Here is a 24,366-nt window from a genome sequence, read left to right on the forward strand (position 1 = left end):
GGTCGCCGCGGCGCGCCGCGGCGATGCGGCCGGGGGCGCGGCGAGCCTGCGTCAGTCGCCGGTCCGGGCCGCCGAACCGTAGGGCCAGATCCAGCCGGAAATTTCCGGCAGGTCCTCGCCATGCTCCGAGATATAGGTGCGATGCTCGGCGAGCCGCCGGCGGAGGTCGGCGACCGCCGCCTTGCCGGCCGCGCCCTGGTCGGGCAGCCGGGCGATCGCCTCGAGCGCCAGATGGAAGCGATCGACCTCGTTGAGCACCACCATGTCGAACGGCGTCGTCGTCGTCCCCTCCTCCTGATAGCCGCGCACGTGGATGTTGCCGTGGTTGGTCCGCTTGTAGGTCAGGCGATGGATCAGCATCGGATAGCCGTGATAGGCGAAGACCACCGGCTTGTCGGTGGTGAACAGCGCGTCGAACCGGTCGGTCGCAAGGCCGTGCGGATGATGCTCCGGCGCCTGCAGCGCCATCAGGTCGACGACGTTGACGAGCCGCGTCTTCACCTCCGGCAGCAGTTCGCGCAGGAGGCCCGCCGCGGCGACGGCCTCCAGCGTCGGCACGTCGCCGGCACAGGCGAGCACCACGTCCGGCTCCTCGCCGCGAGCGGCCGTTCCCGCCCAGTCCCAGATGCCGGCGCCGGCGGCGCAATGCGCCTTCGCCTCGGCCATGGTCAGCCATTGCGGCGCCGGCTGCTTGCCGGCGACGATGACGTTGATGCGGTCGTAGGTCGCAAGGCAGTGGTCGGCGACGTGAAGCAGCGAGTTGGCGTCGGGCGGGAAGTAGATCCTGACGACGTCGGCCTTCTTGTTCGCGACGTGGTCGACGAAGCCGGGGTCCTGATGGCTGAAGCCGTTGTGGTCCTGCCGCCAGACATGCGACGTCAGAAGGTAGTTGAGCGAGGAGACCGGCGCGCGCCATTGCAGCTGCCGCGACACCTTCAGCCACTTGGCGTGCTGGTTGAACATCGAATCGACGATGTGGATGAAGGCCTCGTAGCAGGAGAAGAAGCCGTGCCGCCCGGTCAGGAGATAGCCCTCCAGCCAGCCCTGGCAGAGATGCTCGCTCAGCACCTCCATCACCCGGCCGTCCTGCGACAGCGACACGTCGTAGGGTTCGATTCCCTCCATCCAGACCCGGTCGGTCGCGCCGAACACCGCGTCGAGGCGGTTGGAGGCGGTTTCGTCCGGACCGACGAGGCGGAAGTTCCTCGCCTCGGCGTTCAGGCGAAACACGTCTTCGAGGTAGCGGCCGAGGGCACGCGTCGCCTCCCCGGTCGTCTTGCCGGGCTCTGGAACGTCGACGGCATGATCCTCGAGGGCGGGCCGCACGAGTTCGCGGCGCAGGCGGCCGCCATTCGCATGCGGGTTGGCGCCCATGCGGCGCTCGCCCTTCGGCGCCAGCGCGGCGAGTTCGGGCTTGAGCCGCCCTGCCTCGTCGAAGAGGTCGTCCGGATCGTAGCTCTTCATCCAGCTTTCCAGGACGGCGCGGTGGCCGGCATCGCCGCGCGCATTCGCCACCGGCACCTGATGCGCCCGCCAGAAGCCCTCCACCTTCTTGCCGTCGACCTCCTTCGGGCCGGTCCAGCCTTTCGGGCTGCGCAGCACGATCATCGGCCAGCGCGGCCGCTGGCTCGCGACGCCCGAGCGGTGCTCCTCTCTTATCGCAGCTATGCTGTCGAAGGCCGTGTCGAGCGCCGCCGCCATCTGGCGGTGCATCGCCGCCGGGTCGTCGCCTTCGACGAAGATCGGCTCGTGACCGTATCCGACGAAGAGGGCGCGCAGTTCCTCTTCCGAGATCCGGGCGAGAACGGTCGGGTTGGCGATCTTGTAGCCGTTGAGATGCAGGATCGGCAGGACGGCGCCGTCGCGCTCGGGGTTGAGGAACTTGTTGGAGTGCCAGGATGCGGCGAGCGCGCCGGTCTCGGCTTCGCCGTCGCCGACGACGCAGGCGACGACGAGATCCGGATTGTCGAAGGCAGCGCCGTAGGCATGGACGAGGGCGTAGCCGAGCTCGCCGCCCTCGTGGATCGAGCCCGGCGTCTCGGGTGCCGCGTGGCTCGGAATGCCGCCGGGAAAGGAGAACTGCCGGAACAGCTTGCGCATGCCCTCGGCATCTTCCGGAATGTCCGGATAGATCTCGCTGTAGGTGCCCTCGAGCCAGGTGTTCGCCACCATGCCCGGCCCGCCATGGCCGGGCCCGCAGACATAGACGACCGAGGCGTCGCGGGCTTTGATCACCCGGTTGAGATGGGCGTAGACGAAGTTCAGCCCCGGCGTCGTGCCCCAGTGGCCGAGGAGCCGCGGCTTAACGTGCGCAGCTTCCAGCGGCTCGCGCAGCAGCGGATTGTCGAGCAGATAGATCTGCCCCACCGAGAGATAGTTCGCGGCACGCCAGTAGCGGTCGATCAGCGCCAGTTCGGCGTCGGAAGGTGCAACGGCCGAGAAGTTCGCGGAAGACGGATGGGTCATTGTCGACATCTCCTTGCGGATCTGGAGCTGGTTTCGGCGCCGGAAACGGCGGGGAAAAGCGCTGCGGCGATGGCGCCAGCCACGGGCGGCGTCCGGCCGATTTCGGCCTTCCTCCGGCGGCGGACGGGCTTCGCCGGCGCGGGTTCTCCCGCCTTGCGACGCGGGCGGCCTCCGGCCCTCGCCCGTCAGGGCGTCGGCAGGTCGGGCGCCGCCGCCTCGTCCGCGGTGCGGACGGTCCTCAGTTCGTACCAGAGGGCGTTGAGGATGCCGACGGTGGCGGCGAGACCGAGGCCAAGGATCCAGGCGAAGTACCACATGGGTTTTCTCCATGAGCTGGGAAAGGTGAAGAACGGTGGGGGCGAGAGGGTGCCGTTCGGCCCGCCCCCGGGCGAAGCCTCGGCCGGCGCGGCAAGCGCCGGTCCGATTCGCTGTCGCGATCGTCAATAGGCCGTCGAACCCGACCCGGTGATCTCGTCCTCGCCGACCTTCCCCCAGAGCACCGTGTAGACCCAACTCGTATAGGCGAGGACGATCGGCAGGAAGATGACGGTGGCGATCAGCATGGTGCGCAGGGTCGATTCGCTCGACGAGGCGTCGAACACCGTCAGCGACTGTGCCGGGCTGGTGCTCGACGGCAGGATCACCGGGAACATCGAGACGCCGACCGTCGCGACGATGCCGGCGATGCCGAGAGCCGACGCGAGGAAGGTCGCTCCCTCGCGGCGGGCCCGGAAGCCGAGCGCCGCGAGAAGCGCCCCGGCGATGCCGAGCGCCGGCACGACGACCAGCCAGGGATGGGCGCCGTAATTGCCGAGCCAGGCCCGGGGCGCGGTGGCGACCGCCTTGAGCAGCGGGTTGGACGGGCCGTCCAGCGCCTGCGTTCCGACCACCTCATAGCCGCCGAAGAGGCCGAGCGCGACGAGCAGTCCGCCGCCGGCAAAGAGGGCCGCCGTCGCCAGCGCCAGCCGCGCGCCGAGGCGCGACGCGCGCTCCGCCACCGGCCCTTCTGCCTTGAGCGCCAGCCAGGCGGCGCCGTGCATGGCTATCATCGCCAGCGAGGCGAGGCCGCAATAGAGCGCCAAGGGGTTCAGCAGGCCGAGCAGCGTTCCCTCGTAGATCGGCCTGAGGTCGTCGGTGAAGTGGAAAGGCACGCCCTGAAGCGTGTTGCCGACGGCAACGCCGAAGATCAGCGCCGGGACCGCGCCGCCGACGACGAGCGCCATGTCCCAGTTCCGCCGCCAGCGGGCCTCCGGCCGCTTCGAGCGGTACTTGAACGCCACCGGGCGCAGGATCAGCGAGGCGAGGACCAGGAACATCGCGAGGTAGAAGCCCGAGAAGCTCAGCGCGTAGAGCGCCGGCCAGGCGGCGAAGATCGCGCCCCCGCCGAGGATGAACCACACCTGGTTGCCCTCCCAGACCGGGCCGACGGTGTTGATGGCGACGCGGCGCTCGGTGTCCGTCCCGGCGACGAAGGGCAGCAGCGCGCCGACGCCCATGTCGAAGCCGTCGGTGACGGCAAAGCCGATCAAGAGAACGCCGAGCAGCACCCACCAGATGACCCGCAGGGCGGCGTAGTCGAAGAGAAAATCGAGCATCGGAGATGTCCTTGTTGGAGCGGTGTCACTCGGCCGGCGTCGCGAAGGGGCGATAGCCCTCGATGCTCGTCCCGGTGCCGGGCAAGAGCATGCTCGGATCGCCCACGACCTGGTCCGGGCCCTTCTTCACCGCACGCACCATCAGCATCACCTCGATCACCGCGAGTGCGCCGTAGAGCGCCGTGAAGCCGGCTATGGTGACGAGGAGGTCGGGGACGCCGAGCTCCGAGGTGGCGAGGAAGGTCGGAAGCACGCCCTCGATGATCCAGGGCTGACGGCCGAACTCGGCGACGAACCATCCGAGCTCGACGGCGATCCACGGCGCCGGCAGCGCGAGGAAGGCGAGACGGAACAGCCAGCGGGGGGCATGGGCCTCGCGCATCGTGTAGAACAGCGCCGTGCCGAACAGGGCGATGAGGGCGAAGCCGAGCAGCGCCATGATGCGGAAGCTGGAGAACAGCGGCAGCACGGCCGGCACCGTCGAGCGGGCGGCCTGGTCGATCTCGGCATCCGTCGCCTTCGTCGGATCGTCGACGAACTGCTTCAGGAGCAGCGCATAGCCGAGATCGCCCCGTGTCCTGTCGAAGGTCGCGCGGGCGGCCTGATCGCCGCGGTCCTTCTTGATCGCCTCGAGCGCGGCGTAGGCGGTCAGGCCGTTGCGAATCCTGGTTCCGGCGCGGTCGACGAGTTCGGCGATGCCGGGCATCTTGGTGTCCAGCGAGCGGGTGCCGATGAGCCCCATCACCCAGGGGATGCGGACGGCGTAGTCGGTCCTGCCCGCTTCGGCATTCGGCACGCCGAACAGCGTGAAGGAGGCCGGGGCGTCCTCGCTCTCCCACATCGCCTCGATGGCGGCGAGCTTCATCTTCTGATGTTCGGTCAGCGCATAGCCGCTCTCGTCGCCGAGGACGACAACCGACAGCGACGCCGCCAGGCCGAAGGCGCTGGCGATCGCGAAGGACCGCTTGGCAAGCGCGACGTGGCGGTTCTTCAGGATGTACCAGGCGGAGATCGCCAGCACGAAGACCGCGCCCATGGTGTAGCCGGCGGCGACGGTGTGGACGAACTTCGCCTGCGCCACCGGATTGAAGAGCACGGCATAGAAGTCGGTGACCTCCATGCGCATCGTGTCCGGATTGAACGCCGCGCCGACGGGATTCTGCATCCAGCCGTTGGCGATCAGGATCCACAGGGCCGAAAGATTGGTGCCGAGCGCCATGAACCAGGTGACGGTCATGTGGGCGAGCGGCGTCAGCTTCGTCCAGCCGAAGAAGAACAGCCCGACGAGGGTCGCCTCGAGGAAGAAGGCCATGAGGCCCTCGATCGCCAGCGGCGCCCCGAAGATGTCGCCGACATAGTGGGAATAGAACGCCCAGTTCATGCCGAACTGGAATTCCATGGTGAGGCCCGTGGCGACGCCGAGGGCGAAGTTGATGCCGAAGAGCAAGCCCCAGAACTTGGTCATGTCGCGCCAGATCTTGCGGCGGGTCATGACGTAGACGGTCTCCATCATCGCGACGAGGATCGAGAGGCCGAGGGTCAGGGGCACGAAGAGGAAGTGATACATCGCCGTCAGCGCGAATTGCAGGCGCGACAGCTCGACGAGCAACGGGTCGACCATGGTGACGAACTCCTTTCGGTCGGATCCCGCCCCGTTTAGGCGCCTCGCTGCGCCGCGCTTTGATCCATCGCAATGCAGCATGACTTTTTCGGCGCTAGGCGGGAGGCATGAAAGCCTCTTCTGACCGCAGCGGCGCGGCCCTGTCCCTGGCGCGAAACGCGGCCGCGCGGGACCGCCGCGTCATCACGCTCCTCGAAGGCCTGCGCACCCTCGGGCGCCTCGGCTTTGCGGCGGGGCTCGCTTTGACCGTCGGCCGGATGATCGAGGCCGGCACGCTGGAGGCCGGCGCGCTTTTCGCCGCCCTGGCGTCGATGGGGCTCGGCGCCGCGGCCGGCTGGCTCTCCGGCCGCCGCACCGCGCGGGCGGAAGCCTTCGTCGCGGATGTGATCCTGTCGAAGGCCGAGGCGGCGCTGGCTGAGATGCCGGTGCGCGACCTCGGCGCCCGGCCGCGCGGACGGCTGGTCGCCGCCCTGCAGCGCCAGCCGCAGGATCTCGCGCGGCTCGTCGTCTCGCATGCCTGTGCGCGGCAGACGATGAGCGTCGGCCCGCTGCTTGCGGCCGCCGCCGTCGCCGCGGTGTCGTGGGAAGCGGCATGCGTGCTCCTGCTGGCGACGCCGCTGATGATCGTCTTCTTCGCCCTCGTCGGCGGCGCCATCCAGGAACGCGCCGATGCCCGCGAAGCCTCGCTCGGACGGCTCGCGGCGCAGTTCGCCGACCGGGTGCGGGCGCTGCCGACCATCCTCGCCAACCATGCCCTCGCCTCCGAGGCCTCGAAGCTGGAAGAGCGGATCGGCGCCTATGCCCGCGGCACGATGAGCGTCCTGTCGATCGCCTTCCTCAATTCCGGCATCCTCGACTTCTTCTCCTCGCTGTCGATCGCGGTCCTCGCCGTCTTCCTCGGTCTCGGCCATCTCGGCCTTCTCGACATTCCCGGCTTCGACCACCTCGCCTTGTGGCAGAGCCTCTACATCCTCGTCGTCGCGGCGGAATATTTCGCGCCGTTCCGCCGCTATGCCGAGCTCTACCATGCCAAGTCGCAGGGCGCGGCCGCCGCTGCCGCCCTCGACGAGATCCTCTTCGCGCCCGCGGCACGGAGGGTCGCTGGTCCGCTCGCTCCCGTCGATCCCGAGCGCCTCGCGGCCTCCCTGCCGAAGACCGGCCTCGTCGCGATCACCGGGCCCTCCGGCGCCGGCAAGACGACGCTGCTGCGACGTCTCGCCGGCGTCGACGGTGCCGCGCCCGCAGGCCTCGGCGCCGCCGCGCGCCCGAGCTGGATTGCGACCGACAGCTATATGCCCGCCGGCAGCCTCGCCGACGCCCTCGCCTGGAAGGTCGGCGGCGCAGGCCGCTCCAACACCGCCGTCGCCGTCTCCGCCGTCGCCGAGCAGCTCGGCCTTCTCGACGACGCGCTCCTGCCGGGGGGCATGGACGCGGCCATCGCCCCCGGCGGCGAGAACCTCTCGGGCGGCCAGCGCGTCCGGCTCGCGGTGGCGCGCATGCTGCTCGCAAACGGACCCGCCTTTTGCGACGAGCCGACCGCCAAGCTCGATGCCGGCAACGCCGCGCGGGTACGGCGGGCGCTCGCCGCGGCGGCGCTGACGCGCCTCGTCGTCGTCGCGACCCACGACGAGGCGCTCGTCGCCCTCGCCGTCCGGCGCATCGACCTCGGCGCGCCGCATTCCCTTAAGGAGCCCGCCGCAGCATGAGCACGATCGTCGACACCGCCCGCGACGCCGGCGACGCCCGCCGCGACACCGTCATGCGCGACGATCCGCCCCGGCGCGGCTCCGCCGGGCTCTGGCGGCTTGCCCTCGCGCTCGCCGCTCTGTCGCTGACCGCCGCGATCCTCCTCACCAGCGTCTCGGTCTGGTTTCTCGGCGCGGTGGCGCTCGCCGGCGCCGGCTCGGCGGCGATCGGCTTCGACTTCCACACGCCCGGCGCGCTGGTGCGGCTGTTCGCACTGACCCGGACCGCCGCGAAATATGGCGAGCGCCTCTCCGGACACGCCGCGGCGCTGACCGACCAGGTCGCGCTGCGCCTGACGATCTTCGAGGCGATGGCCGCAGCGCCGTCGACGACGAGCGCCGGCTGGCAGCTTTCGCGCGAGGAGCGCCTTGCCGACTGGCTGGACGACGTCGAGGACCGCGACGACGAGCGGCTGCGGGTGGTGTTTCCGGCGGCGACACTGTCGCTCGGCCTCGTCCTCCTCGCCATCGCGACGGCCGTCGTGGCGGCCGCGGCGGCCCCGGCGATCCTCCTCCTGGCGGCGGCCGGCCTCCTCCTCATGCGCCATTCCATGCGCCGGATCGGGGCTGCCGAAACGGCGGCGCGCGCTGCCCGGCGAAAAGGTTCGGCCGGGCTCGGAGCGGCGCTGCAGGCACTCGTACCGCTCGCCGCCGAAGGGCTGCGCCGGAGCGAAACCGCCGCCGCGCTCGACCATTTCCGCAACGTGCAGTCGCTCCAGCGGGACCAGGCCGAGGCGCTCGCCGCGATCGACGTCGCGGCAGGGCTGTTCGGCCCGCTTGCAGTGACGGCCGTGATGCTGGCCGCGTGGCAGGCCGGCGCGCGCGGCGACGCATTGCTCCCAGCCGCCTTCGTCGGCTTCGGCTGGCTCGCCCTCGGGGAAGCCGCCGGCGTCGTCTCGAAGATCGTCCTCGGGCGGGTGAAGGCGGTACGGGCGCGGGCGGGGCTCGCGGTCTGGACGGACCCGGACGAACGTCGCGCGGCGGTGTCGCCCGTTTTGGCAGGCCGGGTGACGGCGGTCTCCCTCGTCGGGCTCGGGCTTCAGGCGCCGGGCGGGCGCGCCTTCTGCAGGCGGCTCGACGCGACCTTCCTCGTCGGCCGGCCGACGGCACTCGTCGGGGTCAGCGGCTCGGGCAAGACGACCCTCCTCAAGACGATCGCCGGCTGGCTGGCGCCCGCCGGGGGCACGATACACGTCGACGGCGAGGCGGCCAACCCCGCCGCGCGGCAAGGCCTCGTCCATCTCTGTCTGCACGACGCCGCGATCCTCTCCGACACGGTCCGCGCCAATCTCTTTGCCGGCGGCGCCTCGGATGCCGAGATCGCGGCGGCTCTCGCTTTTGTCGAACTCGGCGAGCGGGTGGCGGCCGGCGGCGGCCTCGACGCCTGGGTGACGCAGGACCGGCTGTCCCTCGGCGAGGCGCAGCGGCTCAATCTCGCCCGCGCCTTCCTGACGACGGCCCCTGTGATCCTCCTCGACGAGCCGATGGAGCATCTTGACCCCGCGCAGGCGGTGCGGATCCTCGCCCGGCTCCGCCGCCATGCCGAGGATCGCGTCCTCGTCTACAGCGCCCATCGGCCGCCGCTCGCCGGGGACGCCGTCCTGTCGCTGTGAGCCCGGGCCGCCTTGTCCGCCCCTGCCCTCCACACGGGCCGCGGCCGGCTTTTCGCCAGTCCGCAGGCGCCGCTTGATCTATCGCAAGAACGGTTCGCCGCGCTTCGCATAGCATCGTCGACACAAGCCGGCGGATCAACGCGGCCGGCGCAGCAGGAGACGCAGACATGCGCTTCAAGACCATCATGGGCGTCATCGACGCCGCGCACGGAAACGGCGACCTCGATCTCGCACGGGGCCTCTGCGAGGCCGAGGGAGCCCATCTTTCGCTGATCGTCACGACCGTTTCGACCCCGCCGCCGATCGGCGAGAGCGCCGTCGGCTCGGACTACTGGCTGCGCGAGCAGGAGACGCAGGCCCGCCGCCTCGCCGAGCGGGTCGAAGCCGTCGAGGCGCGGCTGCAGGAGAGCGGCATTTCGGCCGACGTCGACACCGCGCATCTGGAACGCTCGCTGATCGGCCAGGCGGTGGGGCGGCGGGCGCGCTACGCCGATCTCGTCCTCGTCGGTCCGGCGATGCGAAAGGACGAGGATCTGGCGGACGTCGTCCTCGAAGGTGCGCTGTTCGATGCCGGCTGCCCTGCCCTCGTCCTGCCCGAGGGCGTCGCGCCTTCTCTGAAGCCGAAGCGGGTGGTCGTCGCCTGGTCGTCGACGCTCGAGGCGGCGCATGCGGTGCGCCAGGCGGCGGAATTCCTCGGCGCGGCCGAGGAAGTCAGGGTCGTCATGGTCGACCCGAAGGCCAACAGCTTCGAGAACGGGCCGGAGCCCGGCGCCGACATCGCCGCCTATCTGGCGCGCCACGGCGCCAGAGTAACGGTCGACCGGCTGCCCGGCGGCGGCCGCTCGGTCGAGGACGTGCTCTGCCAGCACGCCGGCGACGTCTCGGCCGAGATGATCGTGATGGGCGCCTATGGCCACTCGCGCCTGCGCGAATGGATCTTCGGCGGCGTCACGCGGTCGATGATCGACCGGCCGCCGCTGCCGCTGTTCCTCGCTCGGTGAAGCAAGGCATCGAACCGCCTCCGGCCGCCTGATCGGGAGGATCGCCGGGCCGGAGGTATCCCGCCGCGACGTTTCGGCGGGCGACGGGCGGCCCGGCCTCGACCCGGTCGGGCCGGGCTGCCCGGCTAATGCCGCAGGCGGAACCGCTCGGCATCCTGGCGCTTGAAGGTGAGGCCGAGCCCCGGTTCGCCGTTGGTCGCGACGCGCCCCGCCGCCGGGCGAGGCGCCCCGTCGAACAGCATGGCCTCGATCCGGACGTGGTCGTGAAACCATTCCATGTGCACGGCCTTCGCCGCCGCGAGGCAGGGGTGGAGATGCAGCGCGGGGGCGCAATGCGAGGACAGCGGCACCTCGTGGAACTCCGCCAGTGCCGCCGCCTTCATGAAGCCGGTGATGCCCATGCAGCGCGTCGCGTCGGCCTGCAGCACGTCGACCGCTCCGTCCGTGAGGAGATCGCGGAAATCCCAGGGCGCGAAGGCGTATTCGCCGGTGGTGATCGCCATCCCCGCCGGGCCGCGGTCGCGGAGGAGGCGCAGACCCTCGCGGTCGTTCGACGACACCGGCTCCTCGAACCAGGTGGCGCCGTAGCCGGAGGCCGCCGTCTCGGCAAAGGCGAGCGCCTGTTTGCGGCTGAGCGCGCCGTTGGCGTCGACGAAGAGTTCGACCTCTTTGCCGACGGCCTTGCGCGCGGTCGCCATGCGATTGGGATCCGCGCCCGGATCGCGGCCGACCTTCATCTTCACCGCAAAGAGCCCCTCCTCAGCCCAGCCGCCGAGCTGCGCGGCGAGCTGCGCGTCGTCATAGGAGGTGAAGCCCCCGGAGCCGTACACCGGGATCGAGGCTCGCGCCTTGCCGAGGAGATCGGCGACGGAAACGCCGAGGAGCCTGCCCTTCAGATCCCACAGGGCGTTGTCGACGGCGGAGATCGCCATCGCCGCGAGACCGGACTGGCCGAGGTTGCGGACGGCGCCGAGCATGTCGCGCCAGCAGCTCTCGACGTCGAAGGCGTCTCGATCCGCCAGCACGCCGGAAAGCTTGTCGGCGACGACGTCGGCCGCCGCCCGGTGCGCATAGGTGTAGCCGGTCCCGGTCGTCCCGCCGGCCTCGACGGTGACGACGACGAGGGTCGTCGAATTCCACGCCAGCGTGCCGTCGGATTCCGGCGCGTCGGTCGGGATTTCGAAGGCCTCCGCCCCGATCGTGGCGATCGGGGCGCGGCTGTCGGTGATGGCCATGGCAAGCGCCTCAGGAAAAGACGCGCTTGAAGGTCTGGGTCAGGATCCCCGACTCGTCGGGATCGCCCTTCACCAGCGCTTCCGCGTAGGAGCCCGCCTGCGAGAAGCTGATATGCGGCGGCAGCGACGGCGTGTCGGGATCGACATGGGCGTCGATCAGGCAGGGCCGGTCGGCGCGCAGCGCCGCATCCCAGGCCGGACCCACCTGCTCGGGGGTTTCGACCGTAATGCCCTTCAGGCCGAGAAGTTCTGCATAGTGCGCGAAGGACATCGGCGGCACGTCCTGGGTCTTCGGCACTTTCGGCGAATTCGCCATCGCGCGGAGCTCCCACGTCACCTGGTTCAGGTCGCCGTTGGAGAGCACGCAGACGACGAAGCGCGGGTCGAGCCAGTCGCGCCAGTATTTCGAGACGGTGATGAGGTCGGTGACGCCGAGCATCTGCATCGCGCCGTCGCCGACGAAGGCGATCGGCACCCGGTCCGGATAGGCGAATTTCGCCGCCGCCGCATAGGGAAGGCCGGGGCACATGGTGGCGAGCGTACCCGAGAGCGAGGCCTTCATCCCCGGCCGGATCTTCAAAGCGCGCGCGAACCAGTTGGCGGAAGACCCGGAGTCGGCGGTGATGATGGCGTTTTCCGGCAGCCGCGAGGAAAGCTCCCAGAACACCCGTTCGGGATTGACGGGCTTGGCGTCCTTCATCGCCCGCTCTTCTTCCTCGCGCCACCAGCGCGCGATGCGCTGCTCGATTTCGCCCCGCCAGGAGCGGTCCTCCTTCCGCTTCAGGCGCGGGATCAGCGCCTTCAGCGTCCGGGCGGAATCGCCGGCCAGCGCGACCTCCATCGGATAGCGGATCGACAGCATCGTCGGATCGAGGTCGATCTGCACGCCGCGCGCCTGGCCGGTCTCCGGCAGGAACTCCGAATAGGGAAAGCGCGATCCGACCATCAGGAGCGTGTCGCAATGCTGCATCATCCAGTCGGAAGGCTCGGTGCCGAGGAGGCCGATCGAGCCGGTGACGAACGGCAGGTCGTCGGGAAGCGCCGCCTTGCCGAGCAGTGCCTTGGCGACCCCCGCGCCGAGGAGATCCGCAACCTTCGTCACCTCATCCGCCGCCCCGAGGGCGCCGGCGCCGATCAGGATGCCGACCTTCTTGCCGGCGTTGAGGACGTCGGCGGCGCGCTCGAGATCGACCTCCTGCGGCAGCACCGTCGCCTCGCTGTAGGCCTGGCTGGTATGGACGGTGCCGTGGGCGTGCGGCGCTTCCTCGACCGCCTTCGCCTCCTGCACGTCGTTCGGAAAGATCACGCAGGTGACCGTGCGGCGGGACTTGGCGATCCTGAAGGCCCGGTCGATGAGGTGACGCGCCTGCGACGGCGCCATGCAGGTCTCGACGTAGTCGCCGGCGACGTCCTTGAACAGCGTCTGCAGGTCCACCTCCTGCTGGTAGTTGCCGCCGAGCGCCGAGCGGCTCTGCTGGCCGACGATGGCGACGACCGGCTGGTGGTCGAGCTTGGCGTCGTAGAGGCCGTTGAGGAGGTGGATCGCGCCGGGCCCGGACGTCGCGGCGCAGACGCCCACCTCGCCGGTGAACTTGGCATGGGCGCAGGCCATGAAGGCCGCGCTCTCCTCATGCCGGGCCTGGACGAATTCGAGGTCGTCGTTGCGGCCGAGGGCGGCGACGAGCCCGCCGATGCCGTCTCCGGGATATCCGAAGAGCCGGTTCACGCCCCAGCCCTGCACCCGCTCGAGGATGAAGTCGCCGACGGTCTTTGCCATGGGTGGTCTCCCTTCGTTTCGGTCCGCGGCCGGCAATCGTGCCTTCAAAGCCGAGGGAACGGCGAAACGCTCCGATCGGCGTGGCGCTGTCGCCCGGCCGTGCATCACGGATTGTCGTGGAGCCAATCGCCGGACGGTTGCCTGCGTTCCCGCCTAAGAAGAAAGCCAATGCTTAGCCACGTCATCGAACGACCCCGTCCGCGGGAACCGACGACGGCGGAAACAACCATATTTTCAATCGGTTGCGAATATCGGATCGGATCGTTGCGGTGGGTGTCGCCGGCAGATTTCTAAATGAGATTTAATATTCGCATCCCGAACTCACGCTGCGTCCGTGCATTGGAAAATTGGCCTGCCGGGACGCGTGCCACCCGGCCGAGACAGCTGGAGGATGCGAGACGGTGGCGGTGCCAAGACCAGACCAGCATGCGCGGGCAAGCCGCGACATAGCCGCGCTCCACGATGCCCGGCCGGCTTCGGTCGCCGAGCAGCCCAACATGCGGAGCGGAACGCTACTCGCCGTGACCGGGATCGGGCTCGTCGCCGCAAGCCTTGCGGGGATCGCCGTCGCGTCGCGGGGCGGGAACCGTCCGGCGCGCGCCGCCCGGTACGCCGCCTGGGGCTCGGCCTTGCTTGCCGGCAGCGTGCTCGCCGACAGTGCGATGGAACATTACCGCGGCAATTTCCGCCGCAAGGAGATGTTCGCCGCCCCGGTCGTCGCGGCGGGTACCCTGGCGACGGCGCTCGCCACCGCAGTCACCAGCCGCGCCACCTCCTACAAGGCCGCGCTGTTCGGCGGAACGATCGCCACGGGCCTGTTCGGCCTCGGCTTTCACCTCAGGAACATTCTCTCCCGCCCCGGCGGCCTTTCCTGGAACAACCTGTTCTACCGGGCACCCTTCGGCGCCCCCGGCGCGTTGGCGCTTGCCGGCCTCGCCGGCGTCGGGGCGGTCGCCGCCGACCGGGCGGACCGGCGCGAACGGCTCGGGCAAAAGGGTCACGGCCGGCGGGCCGGCTACGGGCTCGGCCTGTTCACCGCCGCCGGCCTGTTCGGCCTCACCGCCGAAGTCGGGCTCCTGCACTTCCGCGGCGCCTTCCACGACAAGCTGATGTACGCGCCGATCCTCGCATTGCCCTTCACCGGTGCGGCGATCATGGCCGCGACGGCCGACCCGCAGCCGCGGCGCCGCAGCCTGGCGCGCAAGAGCCTCGAGGCGACGGCCGGGCTCGGCCTCGTCGGGACGGGGCTCCACGCCTATGGCGTCAGCCGCAACATGGGCGGTTTCGCCAACTGGACGCAGAACCTCTTCCAGGGCCCGCCCATCGCCGCCCCGCCCAGTCTGGCGGGCCTCGCATTGATGGGCTTTGCCGCCCTCGACCTCCTCGACCGGCATGGAAAGGACCCCTCGCATGGCCCCCGCTGACCCCGCCATCCGCACGACGCCGTTCGAGACGCCCTATCCGGACTACGACGTCCTCGGCAAATGGGATTCGGTATCCTTCAACGACGCGACGCGGCGGGTCGTGGCGGACCGGCTGCAGAACGTTCCCGAGCGGCGCTTCTTCGACGAGCCGACATTCGCCCTGCTGCGCGCCGTCATCGACGTCGTCCTGCCGCAGCCGGAGCGGGCCGAGCGGGACCGCATTCCGGTCGAAGCCTGGATCGACGCGATGCTCTATGAAAACCGGAGCGACGGGACACGCTATGCCGGCGCCCCGGGCAAGCGCGCGGCCTGGACCGCCGGCCTCGCAGGCATCGAGCACGAAGCGCACCGCCGTCACGAGAAGGGATTTCGCGCGCTTTCCGCCGACGAACGCCATTTCCTCCTCGCATGCATCGACGCGGGCGAAGCCGATCCCGCCGCCTTCGACGGCATCGACGCCAAGTCGTTCTTCCGCGGCCACCTGCTGAAGGAATCGGTGAAGATCTACTACGCCCACCCCTTCGCCTGGAACGAGATCGGCTTCGGCGGGCCTGCCGCGCCGCGCGGCTATCTGAGACTTGGGCCGGACGACCGCGATCCGTGGGAGGCACGCGAGGCGAAAATGCCGCAAAAGATCAGGGGATTGCCATGAGCACGGTCGTTTCCGACGCGCAGGAGAGGATCCGCGCCACCGGCGGACGGGCGCCGAACGTCTTCCGGCGCGGCGAATGGGTGCCGATGAAGCAATATCCGGAAAACGAGGCGGTCGACTTCGTCATCGTCGGGACCGGCTGCGGTGGCAGCGTGCTCGCGGCGCAGCTCGCCGAGGCCGGCCATTCCGTCGTCGCCTTCGATGCCGGGGCCTTCTACCGGCCCCTCGAAGACTTCGCATCCGACGAGCGGGAACAGGAAAAGCTCTACTGGCTGGACGAGCGGATTTCCGGCGGCGACCATCCGATCGAGCTCGGCTCGAACAATTCCGGCAAGGCCGTCGGCGGCTCGACCGTGCATTTCCAGATGGTGGCCCTGCGCTTCCGGCCGGAGTGGTTCACGTCGCGCACCAGCCTCGGCTACGGCCACGACTGGCCGGTCGACTGGCGGGAGATGTGGAGCTACTACGCCAAGGCCGAGGACGCGATGAAGATCGCCGGCCCGATCCGCTATCCCTGGGGCCCGAAGCGCGGACGCTACCCCTATCGCGAGCACGAACTGTCGGCCTCGGCCCTGGTTCTCGCCAAGGGCGCCGAAGCGATGGGCGTGAAATGGTGCGGAACGCCGACCGCCTCGCTCTCGGCGCCACGCGGCGAGGCACACCCTTGCGTCTATCGCGGCTTCTGCAAGATCGGCTGCGCGACCAACGCCAAGCAGTCGATGCTCGTCACCTTCGTTTCGAAGGCCCTGAAGCACGGCGCCGAGATCCGCGACCTCGCGATGGTCGGCAGGATCGAGGTCGGCCCGGACGGGCGCGCCACCGGGGTCCATTATCACCGGGAGGGTGAGTGGCGGTTCCAGAAGGCGAGGAACGTCGTCGTTTCCGGCTATTCGATCGAGACGCCGCGGCTGCTTCTCAACTCCGCCTGCCCGGCACATCCGGACGGGCTCGCCAATTCCTCCGGCCTCGTCGGCAAGAACCTGATGGTGCACGTCAACGACGCGGTGTGGGGGATCATGGAAGAGGAGATCCGCTGGTACAAGGGACCGCCGTCCCTCGCCGTGTGCGAGCACTGGAACTACGAGGACGAAGGCAAGGATTTCGACGGCGGCTACGCCTTCATGAGCCAGGGTCCGCTCCCGACCGACTTCGCGACGTCGCTGGTCTCCAACGAGGGCGTCTTCGGCCACGAGCTGCGCAAGTGGATGTCGCACTACAACCACATGGCCGGGCTGAAGATGGTCGGCGAGACCATGCCGCAGGAGACGAACCGGGTGGAGCTCTCGGACGAGACCGACGCGCTCGGCCTGCCGATCCCGAAGGTCAGCTTCTCCTACTGCGAGAACGACAGGAAGATGGCGAAACACGCCGAACGGTTTCAGGGGGAGATGTTGCGGGCGGCCGGCGCCAAGAGCCTCTACCACACCTCGAGCACCGCGCACCTGATGGGCGGCTGCCGGATGGGCGACGATCCGGCGTCGAGCGTCGTCGACGCGGCAGGCCGCTCTTTCGACATCGACAATCTCTTCGTCTGCGACGGATCGCTGTTTCCGACGGCCGGCGGCGTGAATCCCTCGATGACCATCGTCGCGAACTCGCTCAGGATCGCCGATCGGATCATCGCCATGGCCCGGCGCGGCGACCTGCATTGACCGGCCCGGCCGGCCGCGGAGCGCGGGACTGGCGCTTCCTGCCGGGGAAGATCCCGTCTCCGAAGGCGTCCTCAGGCGGAATAGGGAACGGTCGACAAAAGGGCGATGTGCGGGTCGCGGGAATCGAGCCGCGTATGCTGCAGCACGACCGGGACGTTCGACGTGATGACCGACGAAAAGGCGGTGTCGCGCGGCAGCGGCTCGGGGTCTTCGAGGTCGTTGAAGCGGAAGTGCCGGGTGCGCTCGGCCGGAACCTTCAGGCGGTACGGGCCGACAGGTTCGCGGTCGGCGAAATACAGCAGGATCTCGATCTCGGCGTCGCTCTTGCCGGCATTGAGCACGCAGAGAGCCTCGTGCGAGACGAGATCGTGCTCTTGGCTGAAGCTTCCGCTCGGCACGTAACCTTCCGCAAGTGCCCAGGTGGTGGTTCCGATGTCCATGACGCTCTCCTGATCTTGTCTGTTTCTTCGGGACGGCAGTTGATTCGAAGACGAACCCGAAATGTCTCCGGCGACGATGCTTTTCGGATCGACGGATTTCGTTAGCCGTCTGAAGAAATTCTCGGCCTCGTCGCGAGCCTCGCAAGTCGATCTGTCATTCCGGAGCGCCGAAGCGAGGCAATTACAGATTTTTAATTCGATCGTAAGGAACGCTTGCCGATAGAGCACAGTTTCACGGTCGCGTGATCGCCGCGGCATCTGCCGCGCCGTCCGCGCCCTTTCGAATGATTTTCGGCCACGCCGGCAGCGTGGCCGTGACGACGGAGGTCACCCATGTCGCGAGTAGCCGTGATCACCGGGGCCGGCGCAGGCGTCGGACGTGCCGTGGCGCTGGAATTCGCCCGCAACGGTTTCGACGTCGGGCTCGTCGCCCGCAGCGCCGACCGACTCGAAGACGCCGCACGTGAAATCCGGGCGCTGGGGCGCCAGGCGCTGGCGCTGCCGGCAGACGTCGCCGACGCCGAAGCGCTCGACGGCGCGGCGTCGCGGGTCGAAGCCGAGCTCGGGCCCATCGACACCTGGGTGAACGTTGCCATGGCGACGGTGTTTTCGCCGGTCGCCAATCTCGAAGCCGGCGAGGTGCGGCGAGCGACGGAGGTCAGCTATCTCGGCCAGGTGCACGGCATGCTCTCGGCGCTGAAGCGGATGCGGGTGCGCGGCCACGGCACCATCGTCAACATCGGCTCGGCCCTCGGCTATCGCTCGGTTCCGCTGCAGGCGCCCTACTGCGCCGCCAAGGCGGCGATCCGGGCATTCTCGGATTCGCTGCGCTCCGAGCTGATCCACGACGGCCTCGACATCAATGTAGTGGTCTGCCAGCTCCCGGCGGTCAACACGCCGCAATTCGACTGGGCGCTGAACAAGACGGACCACCGCCCCCAGCCGGTGCCGCCGATCTTCGAGCCGGAAACCGTCGCGGCGGCGATCTACGAGGCCGCGGCCAGCGGAACGCGGGAGGCGTGGATCGGCTTTTCGGCGATCAAGGCGATCGTCGGCAACATGGTCGCCCCCGGCATCCTCGACCGCTACCTCGCCAAGGCGGGCTACAGCGGCCAGCTCACCGGCGAGCGGCGCCAGGAAGACGCGCCGGTCAATCTCTACGAGCCGGCCGGCGGCCACTCCACGGCACGCGGCCGCTTCTCCCGCCGGGCCTCCAGCCGGCGCCTCGTCGTCCTCACCGAAGGACAGCGGCAGGCCGCCAAGCTCGGGGGCATCGCGCTCGGCCTGGTCGGCGCGGCCGCGCTCGTCTTCGGCGGCCGCCGCTCCTCCGGCGGACGCCGAAGGGGGTGGCGATGACGACGCCGCTCGAGGACTATGCGATGATCGGGGACGGCGAGACCGTCGCCCTCGTCTCGCGCCACGGGTCGATCGACTGGCTCTGCCTGCCGCGCTTCGACTCCCCCGCCTGCTGCGCCGCGCTCCTGGGCAACACCGGCAACGGCCGGTGGAGCATCGCGTCGGCTAGCCCCTATGCCGCCTCGCGGCAGCGCTACGAGGACGACAGCCTGATCCTCGTCACGGAATTCGACTGCGAGAAGGGCTGCCTCCGCCTGACCGACCTGATGCCGGTCCGCAACGAGAATCCCCTCGTCCTTCGCATCGTCGAATGCACCGAAGGCGAGGTGGACGTGCGGAACGAGGCGGATTTCCGCTTCGACTACGGCAACATGCCGCCCTGGATCACGCTCGACGACGGCCGCATCACCTTCCATGTCGGGCCGGATGCCGTCGTGCTCGACGGGTTCGAGGACTTCGAACGACCGGACACGCTCGTCGTCGAGCAGTTCCGGCTGAAGGAGGGCGAGAAGCGGGTCTTCGCCGCGACCTATGACGGCCGCGACGCGAAGGGCCTGTCCGGCGTCGATCCGGAGCGGCTTCTCGCCGAGACCCGCGACGCGTGGCACGGCTGGATCGGGAAATGCCGGGCCTCCACCCGCAACGACGCGATGCTGCGCCGGTCGCTGATCACCCTGAAGGCGCTGATCCATCGCCCGACCGGCGGCCTCGTCGCCGCGCCGACCACGTCGCTCCCCGAACAGCCGGGCGGATCGATGAACTGGGATTACCGCTACTGCTGGCTCCGCGACGCGACCTTCACACTCGAGGCCCTCGCCGAATGCGGCTTCGTCGACGAGGCGCGGGACTGGCGGGACTGGATCCTGCGGGCCGTCGCCGCCGCTCCCGACAAGCTGCAGATCATGTACCGCGTCGACGGCTCGCGGCGCCTCGACGAGGCGGAACTGCCCTGGCTTTCCGGCTACCGCTTCGCCCGTCCGGTCCGGATCGGCAATGCCGCCGCCGGCCAGTTCCAGCTCGACGTCTACGGCGAAGTCATCCAGATGCTGCACGCCTCCGAAAAGGCCGGCATGGACCGGACCGAACAGGGGCGCCAGCTCGAACACGCGCTGGTCCGGCACATCGTCGACGTCTGGCGCCAGCCGGACGCCGGCCTCTGGGAGAGCCGCGGCAAGCCGCGCCACTACACCTATTCGAAGGTGATGGCCTGGGTCGGCATCGACAGGTTTCTCGGCGGCAAGGGCGGCCGCGAGATCGACGCCCCCGCGCGCCGCCGGCTGGAAGCCACCCGCGAGGAGATCCGCGCGGTGATCCTCGAAGAGGCCTACAATCCCGGTCTGCGGGCCTTCACCTCCTATTTCGGCGGCGACGAGCTCGACGCGGCGCTGCTGCTGCTGCCCAAGCTTGGCTTCCTTCCCGCCGAGGACGAACGCATGGCCGAGACGATCGTCCTCATCGAGGAGCGGCTCGCCGGCGACGGCCTGGTGCGGCGGCACCGGATGGACACGCTGGTGCCGGAAGGCGCCTTCATCGCCTGCTCGTTCTGGCTCGCCGACGTGCAGATCCGCCAGGGCCGGCACGAGGCCGCCAGCCGGACGATCGACCAGGCGCTGGCCCGGGCGTCGTCCACCGGGCTGATGTCGGAAGAATACGACGTGACCAGCCAGCGCCTCACCGGCAACTTTCCGCAGGCCCTCAGCCACCTTGCGCTGGTCCAGGCGCTGCTTGCCGAGGCCCGCATGGGGGAGAACCCGCAGAAGGGTGCCGCGCAATGAGGCCGACGCGGCGACCGACGGCGAACGGCATGGCCCTGCGGGGCCGCATCGCGGCGGTCGTAGAGGTCCGCGGCTGCGTCGTCGCGGCCTGCGCCACTGCCCTTTCCGCCATGCCGGCGGGCGCCGGAGTATCCTCCTCCTCCTTCCTGCATCCGCTCGGCCCGGTCGCCGCGGCCCAGAAGAGCCTGTTCTACGACATCAATCTCCTGATGATGATCGTCATCCTGCCGGTCTTCGTCTTCATGCCGTGGTTCGCCTGGCGCTATCGCAGGACCCGCCGCGACTCGGTCTACCGGCCGGAATGGAGCTTTTCGCTGCCGCTGGAATTCCTGGTCTGGAGCGTTCCAACCGCCGTCGTCGCCGCCCTCGCCTGGCTGATCGTCGCCCGCGAAGTCCCGCTCGGGCCCTACAGGCCGCTCGCATCCGACAAGCCGCCCCTCGAGGTCGAGGTGGTCGGCCTCGACTGGAAATGGCTGTTCGTCTACCCCGAACAGGGCATCGCCACCGTCGGCGCCTTCGCCATGCCGACCGACCGGCCGGTGGAGTTCCACCTGACCAGCGACAGCGTGATGCAGTCGTTCTTCGTGTCGGGTCTCGGCAGCCAGATCTACGCCATGGCGGGCATGGTGACGCAGCTCAATCTCCTCGCCGACACGCCCGGCAGGACGACGGGGCGCAACACCCAGTACAACGGCAACGGCTTCCACCAGCAGCGCTTCGTCGTCGAGGCGATGGACGACGCCGATTTCGCCGCCTGGGTCGAGAAGGTCCGGGCGGACGGCGTCCCGCTGAACGACGAGAACTACCGGTCGCTCGCCGCGAAGGGCACGCTCGCCCTCGCCCGCGCCAAGCTGGCACGGCCCGGCATGCCGGCCGACAGGATCTACTTCTCCGGCGTTCCCGGCGGCTTTTTCCAGAAGATCGTCCGGAAATATGCGAGCGGCCCGATGCCGTCGTCGCTCGCCGGGCCGCAACCCGTCGCGGCCGGCATGGTCGCTGCCCATGAAGCGAGGTGACAGTCAACGATGGACCGGCTCTGGTTCTTCTTCTTCGGCACGCTCAACTACGACTCGCTGCCGTTCTACAGCACGATCGCGACGATCGCCGCGGGCATCGTGGTCGCGGGCGCCCTCGTCACTTTCGGCCTGATCACCTGGTACGGCAAGTGGACCGCGCTCTGGAAGAATTGGCTCACCAGCGTCGACCACAAGAAGATCGGCATCATGTACGTCGTCGTCGCCTTCGTGATGATGGCGCGGGCCGTCGTCGAGGCGTCGATGATGCGGCTGCAGCAGGCGCTGTCCTTCGACGCCCCCGGCTATCTGCCGCCGGAGCATTTCGCCCAGCTGTTCTCGACCCACGGCACGATCATGATCTTCTTCATGGCAATGCCGTTCCTGACCGGGCTCATCAACTACGCGATGCCGCTGCAGATCGGCGCGCGCGACGTCGCATTTCCGGTGCTCAACTCGATCAGCCTGTGCCTCACCGGCGGCGGCGCCGCGCTGATGATGGTGTCGCTGGTCCTCGGCAAGTTCTCGACCGGCGGATGGAGCGGCTATCCGCCCTATACCGAGATGGCGTTCTCGCCCGGCGTCGGCCCCGACTACTGGATCTGGGCGGTCACCCTGTCGTCGATCGGCACGACCTTCACCGGCATCAACTTCGCCGTCACCATCTACAAGAAGCGCGCGCCGGGCATGCACCTCTTCCGCATGCCGCTGTTCTGCTGGACTTCGCTCTGCACCGCCATCCTGATGATCTTCGCGATGCCGCCGCTCACCCTCGCGACGCTCTTCCTCGCGCTCGACCGGCAGCTCGGCTTCCACTTCTTCACCAACGATGCCGGCGGCAACATGATGAACTACGCCAACCTGTTCTGGCTGTTCGGTCATCCGGAGGTCTACATCCTCATCCTGCCGGCCTTCGGGGTCTATTCGGAGGTCATCGCCAACTTCTCGTCCAAGGTTCTCTACGGCTACCGGACGCTGGTGGTGGCGACGATGGCGATCGCCGTCCTGTCCTTCACCGTCTGGCTGCATCACTTCTTCACCATGGGCCAGAGCTCGGCGGTCAACGCCGCCTTCGGCATCGCCACCATGACCATCGGCATTCCGACGGGGGTGAAGGTCTATGACTGGCTGCTGACGATGTTCCGCGGGCGGGTGCGCTTCTCGGTGCCGATGCTCTATGCCCTCGCCTTCCTGATCCTCTTCGTGGTCGGCGGTCTCTCCGGCGTCCTGCTCGCCAATCCCGCCGTCGACTACCAGGTGCACAACAGCCTGTTTCTCGTCGCGCATTTCCACAACATGCTGATCCCCGGGCTGCTCTACGGCATGCTGGCCGGCACCCACTACTGGTTCCCGAAGGCCTTCGGCTTCCGGCTCGACGAGCTCTGGGGCAGGATCGCCTTCGTCTGCTGGGTCGTCGGCTTCCTGCTCGCCTTCATGCCGCTCTATGCGCTCGGCCTGCTCGGCATGCCGCGGCGGCTGGTCGAATATTTTGATCCCGACTACCTGCCCTACACCATCGTCGCGGCGGTCGGCGCGGGCTTCATCCTCGCCGCCTTCGCCAGCCTCGTCGTGCAGCTCGTCGTCAGCATCCGCCACCGCGACGCGTTGCGGGTCTTCGTCGGCGATCCGTGGAACGGCCGGACGCTGGAATGGTCGATCTCGGCCCCGCCGCCGGAATACAATTTCGCGGTCATTCCCGACGTCAAAGCACGCGACGCCTTCCACGACATGAAGCGGCGCGGCGTCGCCTATCGCCGGCCGAAGCACTATTCGAACATCGAGATGCCGATGAACTCGATGCTCGGCCCGGTCGTGGCGATCGCGGCGACGGCCTGCGTCTTCGGCATCGTCTGGCACATCGGCTGGATGATCGTCCTCGGCTTTCTGACGGTGTGGGGCGCGGTGATCGCCCGCAGCTTCGTGCGCCGGACGAAGCGTATCATTCCGGCCAGCGAGGTCAGGCGGACCGAGGAGCGCTGGCTCGCCGCGGTGTCGAAGGCGCCGCTGATCGCCCGCGACTACGAGACCAGCCCGGCCAATCGCGGGCTGGCGGAGGCAGCCGGAGCATGAGCAGCATCGACAAGAAGCATCCCGGCCTCAATCTCGGCCGGTCCGACCCCGGAGCGCATCAGGACGCCGAGGAGATCGTCTTCGGCTTCTGGGTCTTCCTGATGAGCGACCTCGTCCTGTTCGCGCTGCTCTTCGCCACCTTCGCGACGATGATCGGCCGCACCGCGGACGGGCCCGGGCCGCAGGAATTCTTCGACCTGAAGAGCGTCGCCATCGAAAGCGCCCTCCTGCTGATCTCGAGCTTCACCTTCGGATATGCCTCGCTGGCGATGAAATATCGGCCGGAGCCGATGAAGGTGGTGCGCTGGCTCGGCGTGACGCTGCTTCTCGGCATCGGCTTTCTCGGCTTCGAGGTCCACGACTTCGTGACGATGGCCGGCAAGGGCGGCACGCCGCAGACGAGCGGCTTCCTCTCGGCCTTCTTCGCGCTGGTGCCGACCCACGGCCTGCACGTTTTCGCCGGCTGCATCTGGATCGTCGTGATGATCGTCCAGACCCTCGCCTACGGCCTCGCCCGCGACGTCAAGCTGCGGATCCTCAGGCTCGGTCTGTTCTGGCACTTCCTCGACATCGTCTGGATCGCCATCATCTCCGTCGTCTATCTGAGAGCGCTCGCATGAAGAGCATGATGGAAGAAGAGCGTGAGGAGCGGCGCGACTATCTGATCGGGCTCGCCGCCGCCATCCTTCTCACCGCCGTTCCGTTCGCCGCCGTCGCGTTCGGCTGGTTCCCGCGCGGCGTCGACTACGCGATCATCGCGGTGGCAGGCGTTCTGCAGATCGTCTGCCAGTTCCGCTATTTCCTGCACATCGACCTGTCCCGTTCGAAGCGCGACGACCTGCAGCTCATTCTGTTCTCCGGGCTGATCTGCCTGCTGATGGTCGGCGGCACGATCTGGATCATCTTCAACCAGTACGCCCAGATGTGAGCC

The 24,366-nt window shown here is 68.9% G+C and carries 19 protein-coding genes; 12 read left to right on the top strand and 7 right to left on the bottom strand.

Annotated elements, in window-relative coordinates:
* Positions 1 to 51: 51 nt before the first annotated feature.
* From J1C47_RS01060 to J1C47_RS01075, 4 genes are all read right to left on the bottom strand, one after another.
* Positions 52 to 2,466 carry a phosphoketolase family protein gene (locus tag J1C47_RS01060; RefSeq protein ID WP_207348859.1) on the bottom strand — a complete coding sequence of 805 codons (2,415 nt, stop codon included), beginning with the start codon at positions 2,464 to 2,466 and terminating at the stop codon, positions 52 to 54.
* 185 nt (positions 2,467 to 2,651) lie between these two features.
* On the bottom strand, positions 2,652 to 2,783 hold the full coding sequence (gene cydX / locus J1C47_RS01065; RefSeq protein WP_207348860.1) for a cytochrome bd-I oxidase subunit CydX: 132 nt from the start codon (positions 2,781 to 2,783) through the stop codon (positions 2,652 to 2,654).
* Positions 2,784 to 2,906: 123 nt separating this feature from the next.
* Entirely contained in the window at positions 2,907 to 4,061 is a 1,155-nt protein-coding gene (gene cydB, locus J1C47_RS01070; protein ID WP_207348861.1) for a cytochrome d ubiquinol oxidase subunit II, read from the bottom strand.
* A gap of 25 nt (positions 4,062 to 4,086) precedes the next feature.
* Positions 4,087 to 5,682 carry a cytochrome ubiquinol oxidase subunit I gene (locus J1C47_RS01075; RefSeq protein ID WP_207348862.1) on the bottom strand — a complete coding sequence of 532 codons (1,596 nt, stop codon included), beginning with the start codon at positions 5,680 to 5,682 and terminating at the stop codon, positions 4,087 to 4,089.
* A 107-nt stretch (positions 5,683 to 5,789) separates the two neighbouring features.
* On the opposite strand from J1C47_RS01075, the gene J1C47_RS01080 reads away from it, so the two are divergent.
* The 3 genes from J1C47_RS01080 to J1C47_RS01090 all read left to right on the top strand — a co-directional run bounded on the left by J1C47_RS01080 (position 5,790) and on the right by J1C47_RS01090 (position 10,041).
* Positions 5,790 to 7,388 (top strand): ABC transporter transmembrane domain-containing protein, encoded by a 1,599-nt coding sequence (locus tag J1C47_RS01080; RefSeq protein ID WP_207348863.1) that lies wholly within the window; start codon positions 5,790 to 5,792, stop codon positions 7,386 to 7,388.
* Positions 7,385 to 9,040: an ATP-binding cassette domain-containing protein gene (locus J1C47_RS01085; RefSeq protein ID WP_207348864.1), complete on the top strand. Its 1,656-nt coding sequence runs from the start codon at positions 7,385 to 7,387 to the stop codon at positions 9,038 to 9,040. The genes J1C47_RS01080 and J1C47_RS01085 overlap by 4 nt, the downstream gene beginning before the upstream one ends.
* Positions 9,041 to 9,207: 167 nt before the next feature.
* A complete protein-coding gene (locus J1C47_RS01090) occupies positions 9,208 to 10,041 on the top strand; it encodes a universal stress protein (RefSeq protein WP_207348865.1) in 834 nt (277 codons plus the stop codon).
* Positions 10,042 to 10,166: 125 nt separating this feature from the next.
* Here the strand turns inward: J1C47_RS01090 and J1C47_RS01095 are convergent, their stop codons facing one another.
* Entirely contained in the window at positions 10,167 to 11,276 is a 1,110-nt protein-coding gene (locus tag J1C47_RS01095) for an enolase C-terminal domain-like protein (RefSeq protein WP_207348866.1), read from the bottom strand.
* A 10-nt stretch (positions 11,277 to 11,286) separates the two neighbouring features.
* Positions 11,287 to 13,053 carry a thiamine pyrophosphate-requiring protein gene (locus tag J1C47_RS01100; RefSeq protein ID WP_207348867.1) on the bottom strand — a complete coding sequence of 589 codons (1,767 nt, stop codon included), beginning with the start codon at positions 13,051 to 13,053 and terminating at the stop codon, positions 11,287 to 11,289.
* 497 nt (positions 13,054 to 13,550) lie between these two features.
* Here J1C47_RS01100 and J1C47_RS01105 point away from each other — a divergent pair, with 497 nt between their 5' ends.
* The 3 genes from J1C47_RS01105 to J1C47_RS01115 are packed head-to-tail and all read left to right on the top strand — an operon-like array spanning position 13,551 to position 16,781.
* Entirely contained in the window at positions 13,551 to 14,477 is a 927-nt protein-coding gene (locus tag J1C47_RS01105; RefSeq protein WP_207348868.1) for a hypothetical protein, read from the top strand.
* Positions 14,464 to 15,129: a gluconate 2-dehydrogenase subunit 3 family protein gene (locus J1C47_RS01110; protein ID WP_207348869.1), complete on the top strand. Its 666-nt coding sequence runs from the start codon at positions 14,464 to 14,466 to the stop codon at positions 15,127 to 15,129. The genes J1C47_RS01105 and J1C47_RS01110 overlap by 14 nt, the downstream gene beginning before the upstream one ends.
* Positions 15,126 to 16,781 (top strand): GMC family oxidoreductase, encoded by a 1,656-nt coding sequence (locus J1C47_RS01115; RefSeq protein WP_207348870.1) that lies wholly within the window; start codon positions 15,126 to 15,128, stop codon positions 16,779 to 16,781. The genes J1C47_RS01110 and J1C47_RS01115 overlap by 4 nt, the downstream gene beginning before the upstream one ends.
* A 71-nt stretch (positions 16,782 to 16,852) precedes the next feature.
* Here the strand turns inward: J1C47_RS01115 and J1C47_RS01120 are convergent, their stop codons facing one another.
* The gene (locus tag J1C47_RS01120; RefSeq protein WP_207348871.1) at positions 16,853 to 17,221 is read right to left on the bottom strand and encodes a sensory rhodopsin transducer; all 369 of its coding nucleotides are present in this window, start codon (positions 17,219 to 17,221) and stop codon (positions 16,853 to 16,855) included.
* 333 nt (positions 17,222 to 17,554) lie between these two features.
* Here J1C47_RS01120 and J1C47_RS01125 point away from each other — a divergent pair, with 333 nt between their 5' ends.
* The 6 genes from J1C47_RS01125 to cyoD are packed head-to-tail and all read left to right on the top strand — an operon-like array spanning position 17,555 to position 24,363.
* Entirely contained in the window at positions 17,555 to 18,577 is a 1,023-nt protein-coding gene (locus tag J1C47_RS01125) for an SDR family oxidoreductase (RefSeq protein ID WP_207348872.1), read from the top strand.
* Positions 18,574 to 20,352, top strand: coding sequence for a glycoside hydrolase family 15 protein (locus J1C47_RS01130; RefSeq protein WP_207348873.1), 1,779 nt, complete (start codon positions 18,574 to 18,576; stop codon positions 20,350 to 20,352). Before J1C47_RS01125 ends, J1C47_RS01130 begins: the two co-directional genes overlap by 4 nt.
* Positions 20,349 to 21,368 carry a cytochrome ubiquinol oxidase subunit II gene (locus J1C47_RS01135; RefSeq protein ID WP_207348874.1) on the top strand — a complete coding sequence of 340 codons (1,020 nt, stop codon included), beginning with the start codon at positions 20,349 to 20,351 and terminating at the stop codon, positions 21,366 to 21,368. The genes J1C47_RS01130 and J1C47_RS01135 overlap by 4 nt, the downstream gene beginning before the upstream one ends.
* A 9-nt stretch (positions 21,369 to 21,377) precedes the next feature.
* Positions 21,378 to 23,435: a cbb3-type cytochrome c oxidase subunit I gene (locus J1C47_RS01140; protein WP_207348875.1), complete on the top strand. Its 2,058-nt coding sequence runs from the start codon at positions 21,378 to 21,380 to the stop codon at positions 23,433 to 23,435.
* A complete protein-coding gene (locus J1C47_RS01145) occupies positions 23,432 to 24,055 on the top strand; it encodes a cytochrome (ubi)quinol oxidase subunit III (RefSeq protein WP_207348876.1) in 624 nt (207 codons plus the stop codon). Before J1C47_RS01140 ends, J1C47_RS01145 begins: the two co-directional genes overlap by 4 nt.
* Positions 24,052 to 24,363, top strand: coding sequence for a cytochrome o ubiquinol oxidase subunit IV (gene cyoD, locus J1C47_RS01150; RefSeq protein ID WP_207348877.1), 312 nt, complete (start codon positions 24,052 to 24,054; stop codon positions 24,361 to 24,363). Before J1C47_RS01145 ends, cyoD begins: the two co-directional genes overlap by 4 nt.
* The last annotated feature ends 3 nt before the right edge of the window (positions 24,364 to 24,366 follow it).

Source organism: Jiella sonneratiae, from assembly GCF_017353515.1.
In the GTDB taxonomy this organism is placed as follows: domain Bacteria; phylum Pseudomonadota; class Alphaproteobacteria; order Rhizobiales; family Rhizobiaceae; genus Jiella; species Jiella sonneratiae.

What these genes read in the sequence shown, in the direction of transcription:
- J1C47_RS01080 (WP_207348863.1), top strand. Translation starts at nt 5,790, where the DNA reads ATGAAAGCCTCTTCTGACCGCAGCGGCGCGGCCCTGTCCCTGGCGCGA.
- J1C47_RS01125 (WP_207348872.1), top strand. Translation starts at nt 17,555, where the DNA reads ATGTCGCGAGTAGCCGTGATCACCGGGGCCGGCGCAGGCGTCGGACGT.
- J1C47_RS01135 (WP_207348874.1), top strand. Translation starts at nt 20,349, where the DNA reads ATGAGGCCGACGCGGCGACCGACGGCGAACGGCATGGCCCTGCGGGGC.
- J1C47_RS01075 (WP_207348862.1), bottom strand. Translation starts at nt 5,682, where the DNA reads ATGGTCGACCCGTTGCTCGTCGAGCTGTCGCGCCTGCAATTCGCGCTG.
- J1C47_RS01130 (WP_207348873.1), top strand. Translation starts at nt 18,574, where the DNA reads ATGACGACGCCGCTCGAGGACTATGCGATGATCGGGGACGGCGAGACC.
- cydX (WP_207348860.1), bottom strand. Translation starts at nt 2,783, where the DNA reads ATGTGGTACTTCGCCTGGATCCTTGGCCTCGGTCTCGCCGCCACCGTC.
- J1C47_RS01145 (WP_207348876.1), top strand. Translation starts at nt 23,432, where the DNA reads ATGAGCAGCATCGACAAGAAGCATCCCGGCCTCAATCTCGGCCGGTCC.
- J1C47_RS01105 (WP_207348868.1), top strand. Translation starts at nt 13,551, where the DNA reads ATGCGGAGCGGAACGCTACTCGCCGTGACCGGGATCGGGCTCGTCGCC.
- J1C47_RS01115 (WP_207348870.1), top strand. Translation starts at nt 15,126, where the DNA reads ATGAGCACGGTCGTTTCCGACGCGCAGGAGAGGATCCGCGCCACCGGC.
- cydB (WP_207348861.1), bottom strand. Translation starts at nt 4,061, where the DNA reads ATGCTCGATTTTCTCTTCGACTACGCCGCCCTGCGGGTCATCTGGTGG.
- J1C47_RS01085 (WP_207348864.1), top strand. Translation starts at nt 7,385, where the DNA reads ATGAGCACGATCGTCGACACCGCCCGCGACGCCGGCGACGCCCGCCGC.
- J1C47_RS01090 (WP_207348865.1), top strand. Translation starts at nt 9,208, where the DNA reads ATGCGCTTCAAGACCATCATGGGCGTCATCGACGCCGCGCACGGAAAC.
- cyoD (WP_207348877.1), top strand. Translation starts at nt 24,052, where the DNA reads ATGAAGAGCATGATGGAAGAAGAGCGTGAGGAGCGGCGCGACTATCTG.
- J1C47_RS01100 (WP_207348867.1), bottom strand. Translation starts at nt 13,053, where the DNA reads ATGGCAAAGACCGTCGGCGACTTCATCCTCGAGCGGGTGCAGGGCTGG.
- J1C47_RS01060 (WP_207348859.1), bottom strand. Translation starts at nt 2,466, where the DNA reads ATGACCCATCCGTCTTCCGCGAACTTCTCGGCCGTTGCACCTTCCGAC.
- J1C47_RS01140 (WP_207348875.1), top strand. Translation starts at nt 21,378, where the DNA reads ATGGACCGGCTCTGGTTCTTCTTCTTCGGCACGCTCAACTACGACTCG.
- J1C47_RS01110 (WP_207348869.1), top strand. Translation starts at nt 14,464, where the DNA reads ATGGCCCCCGCTGACCCCGCCATCCGCACGACGCCGTTCGAGACGCCC.
- J1C47_RS01120 (WP_207348871.1), bottom strand. Translation starts at nt 17,221, where the DNA reads ATGGACATCGGAACCACCACCTGGGCACTTGCGGAAGGTTACGTGCCG.
- J1C47_RS01095 (WP_207348866.1), bottom strand. Translation starts at nt 11,276, where the DNA reads ATGGCCATCACCGACAGCCGCGCCCCGATCGCCACGATCGGGGCGGAG.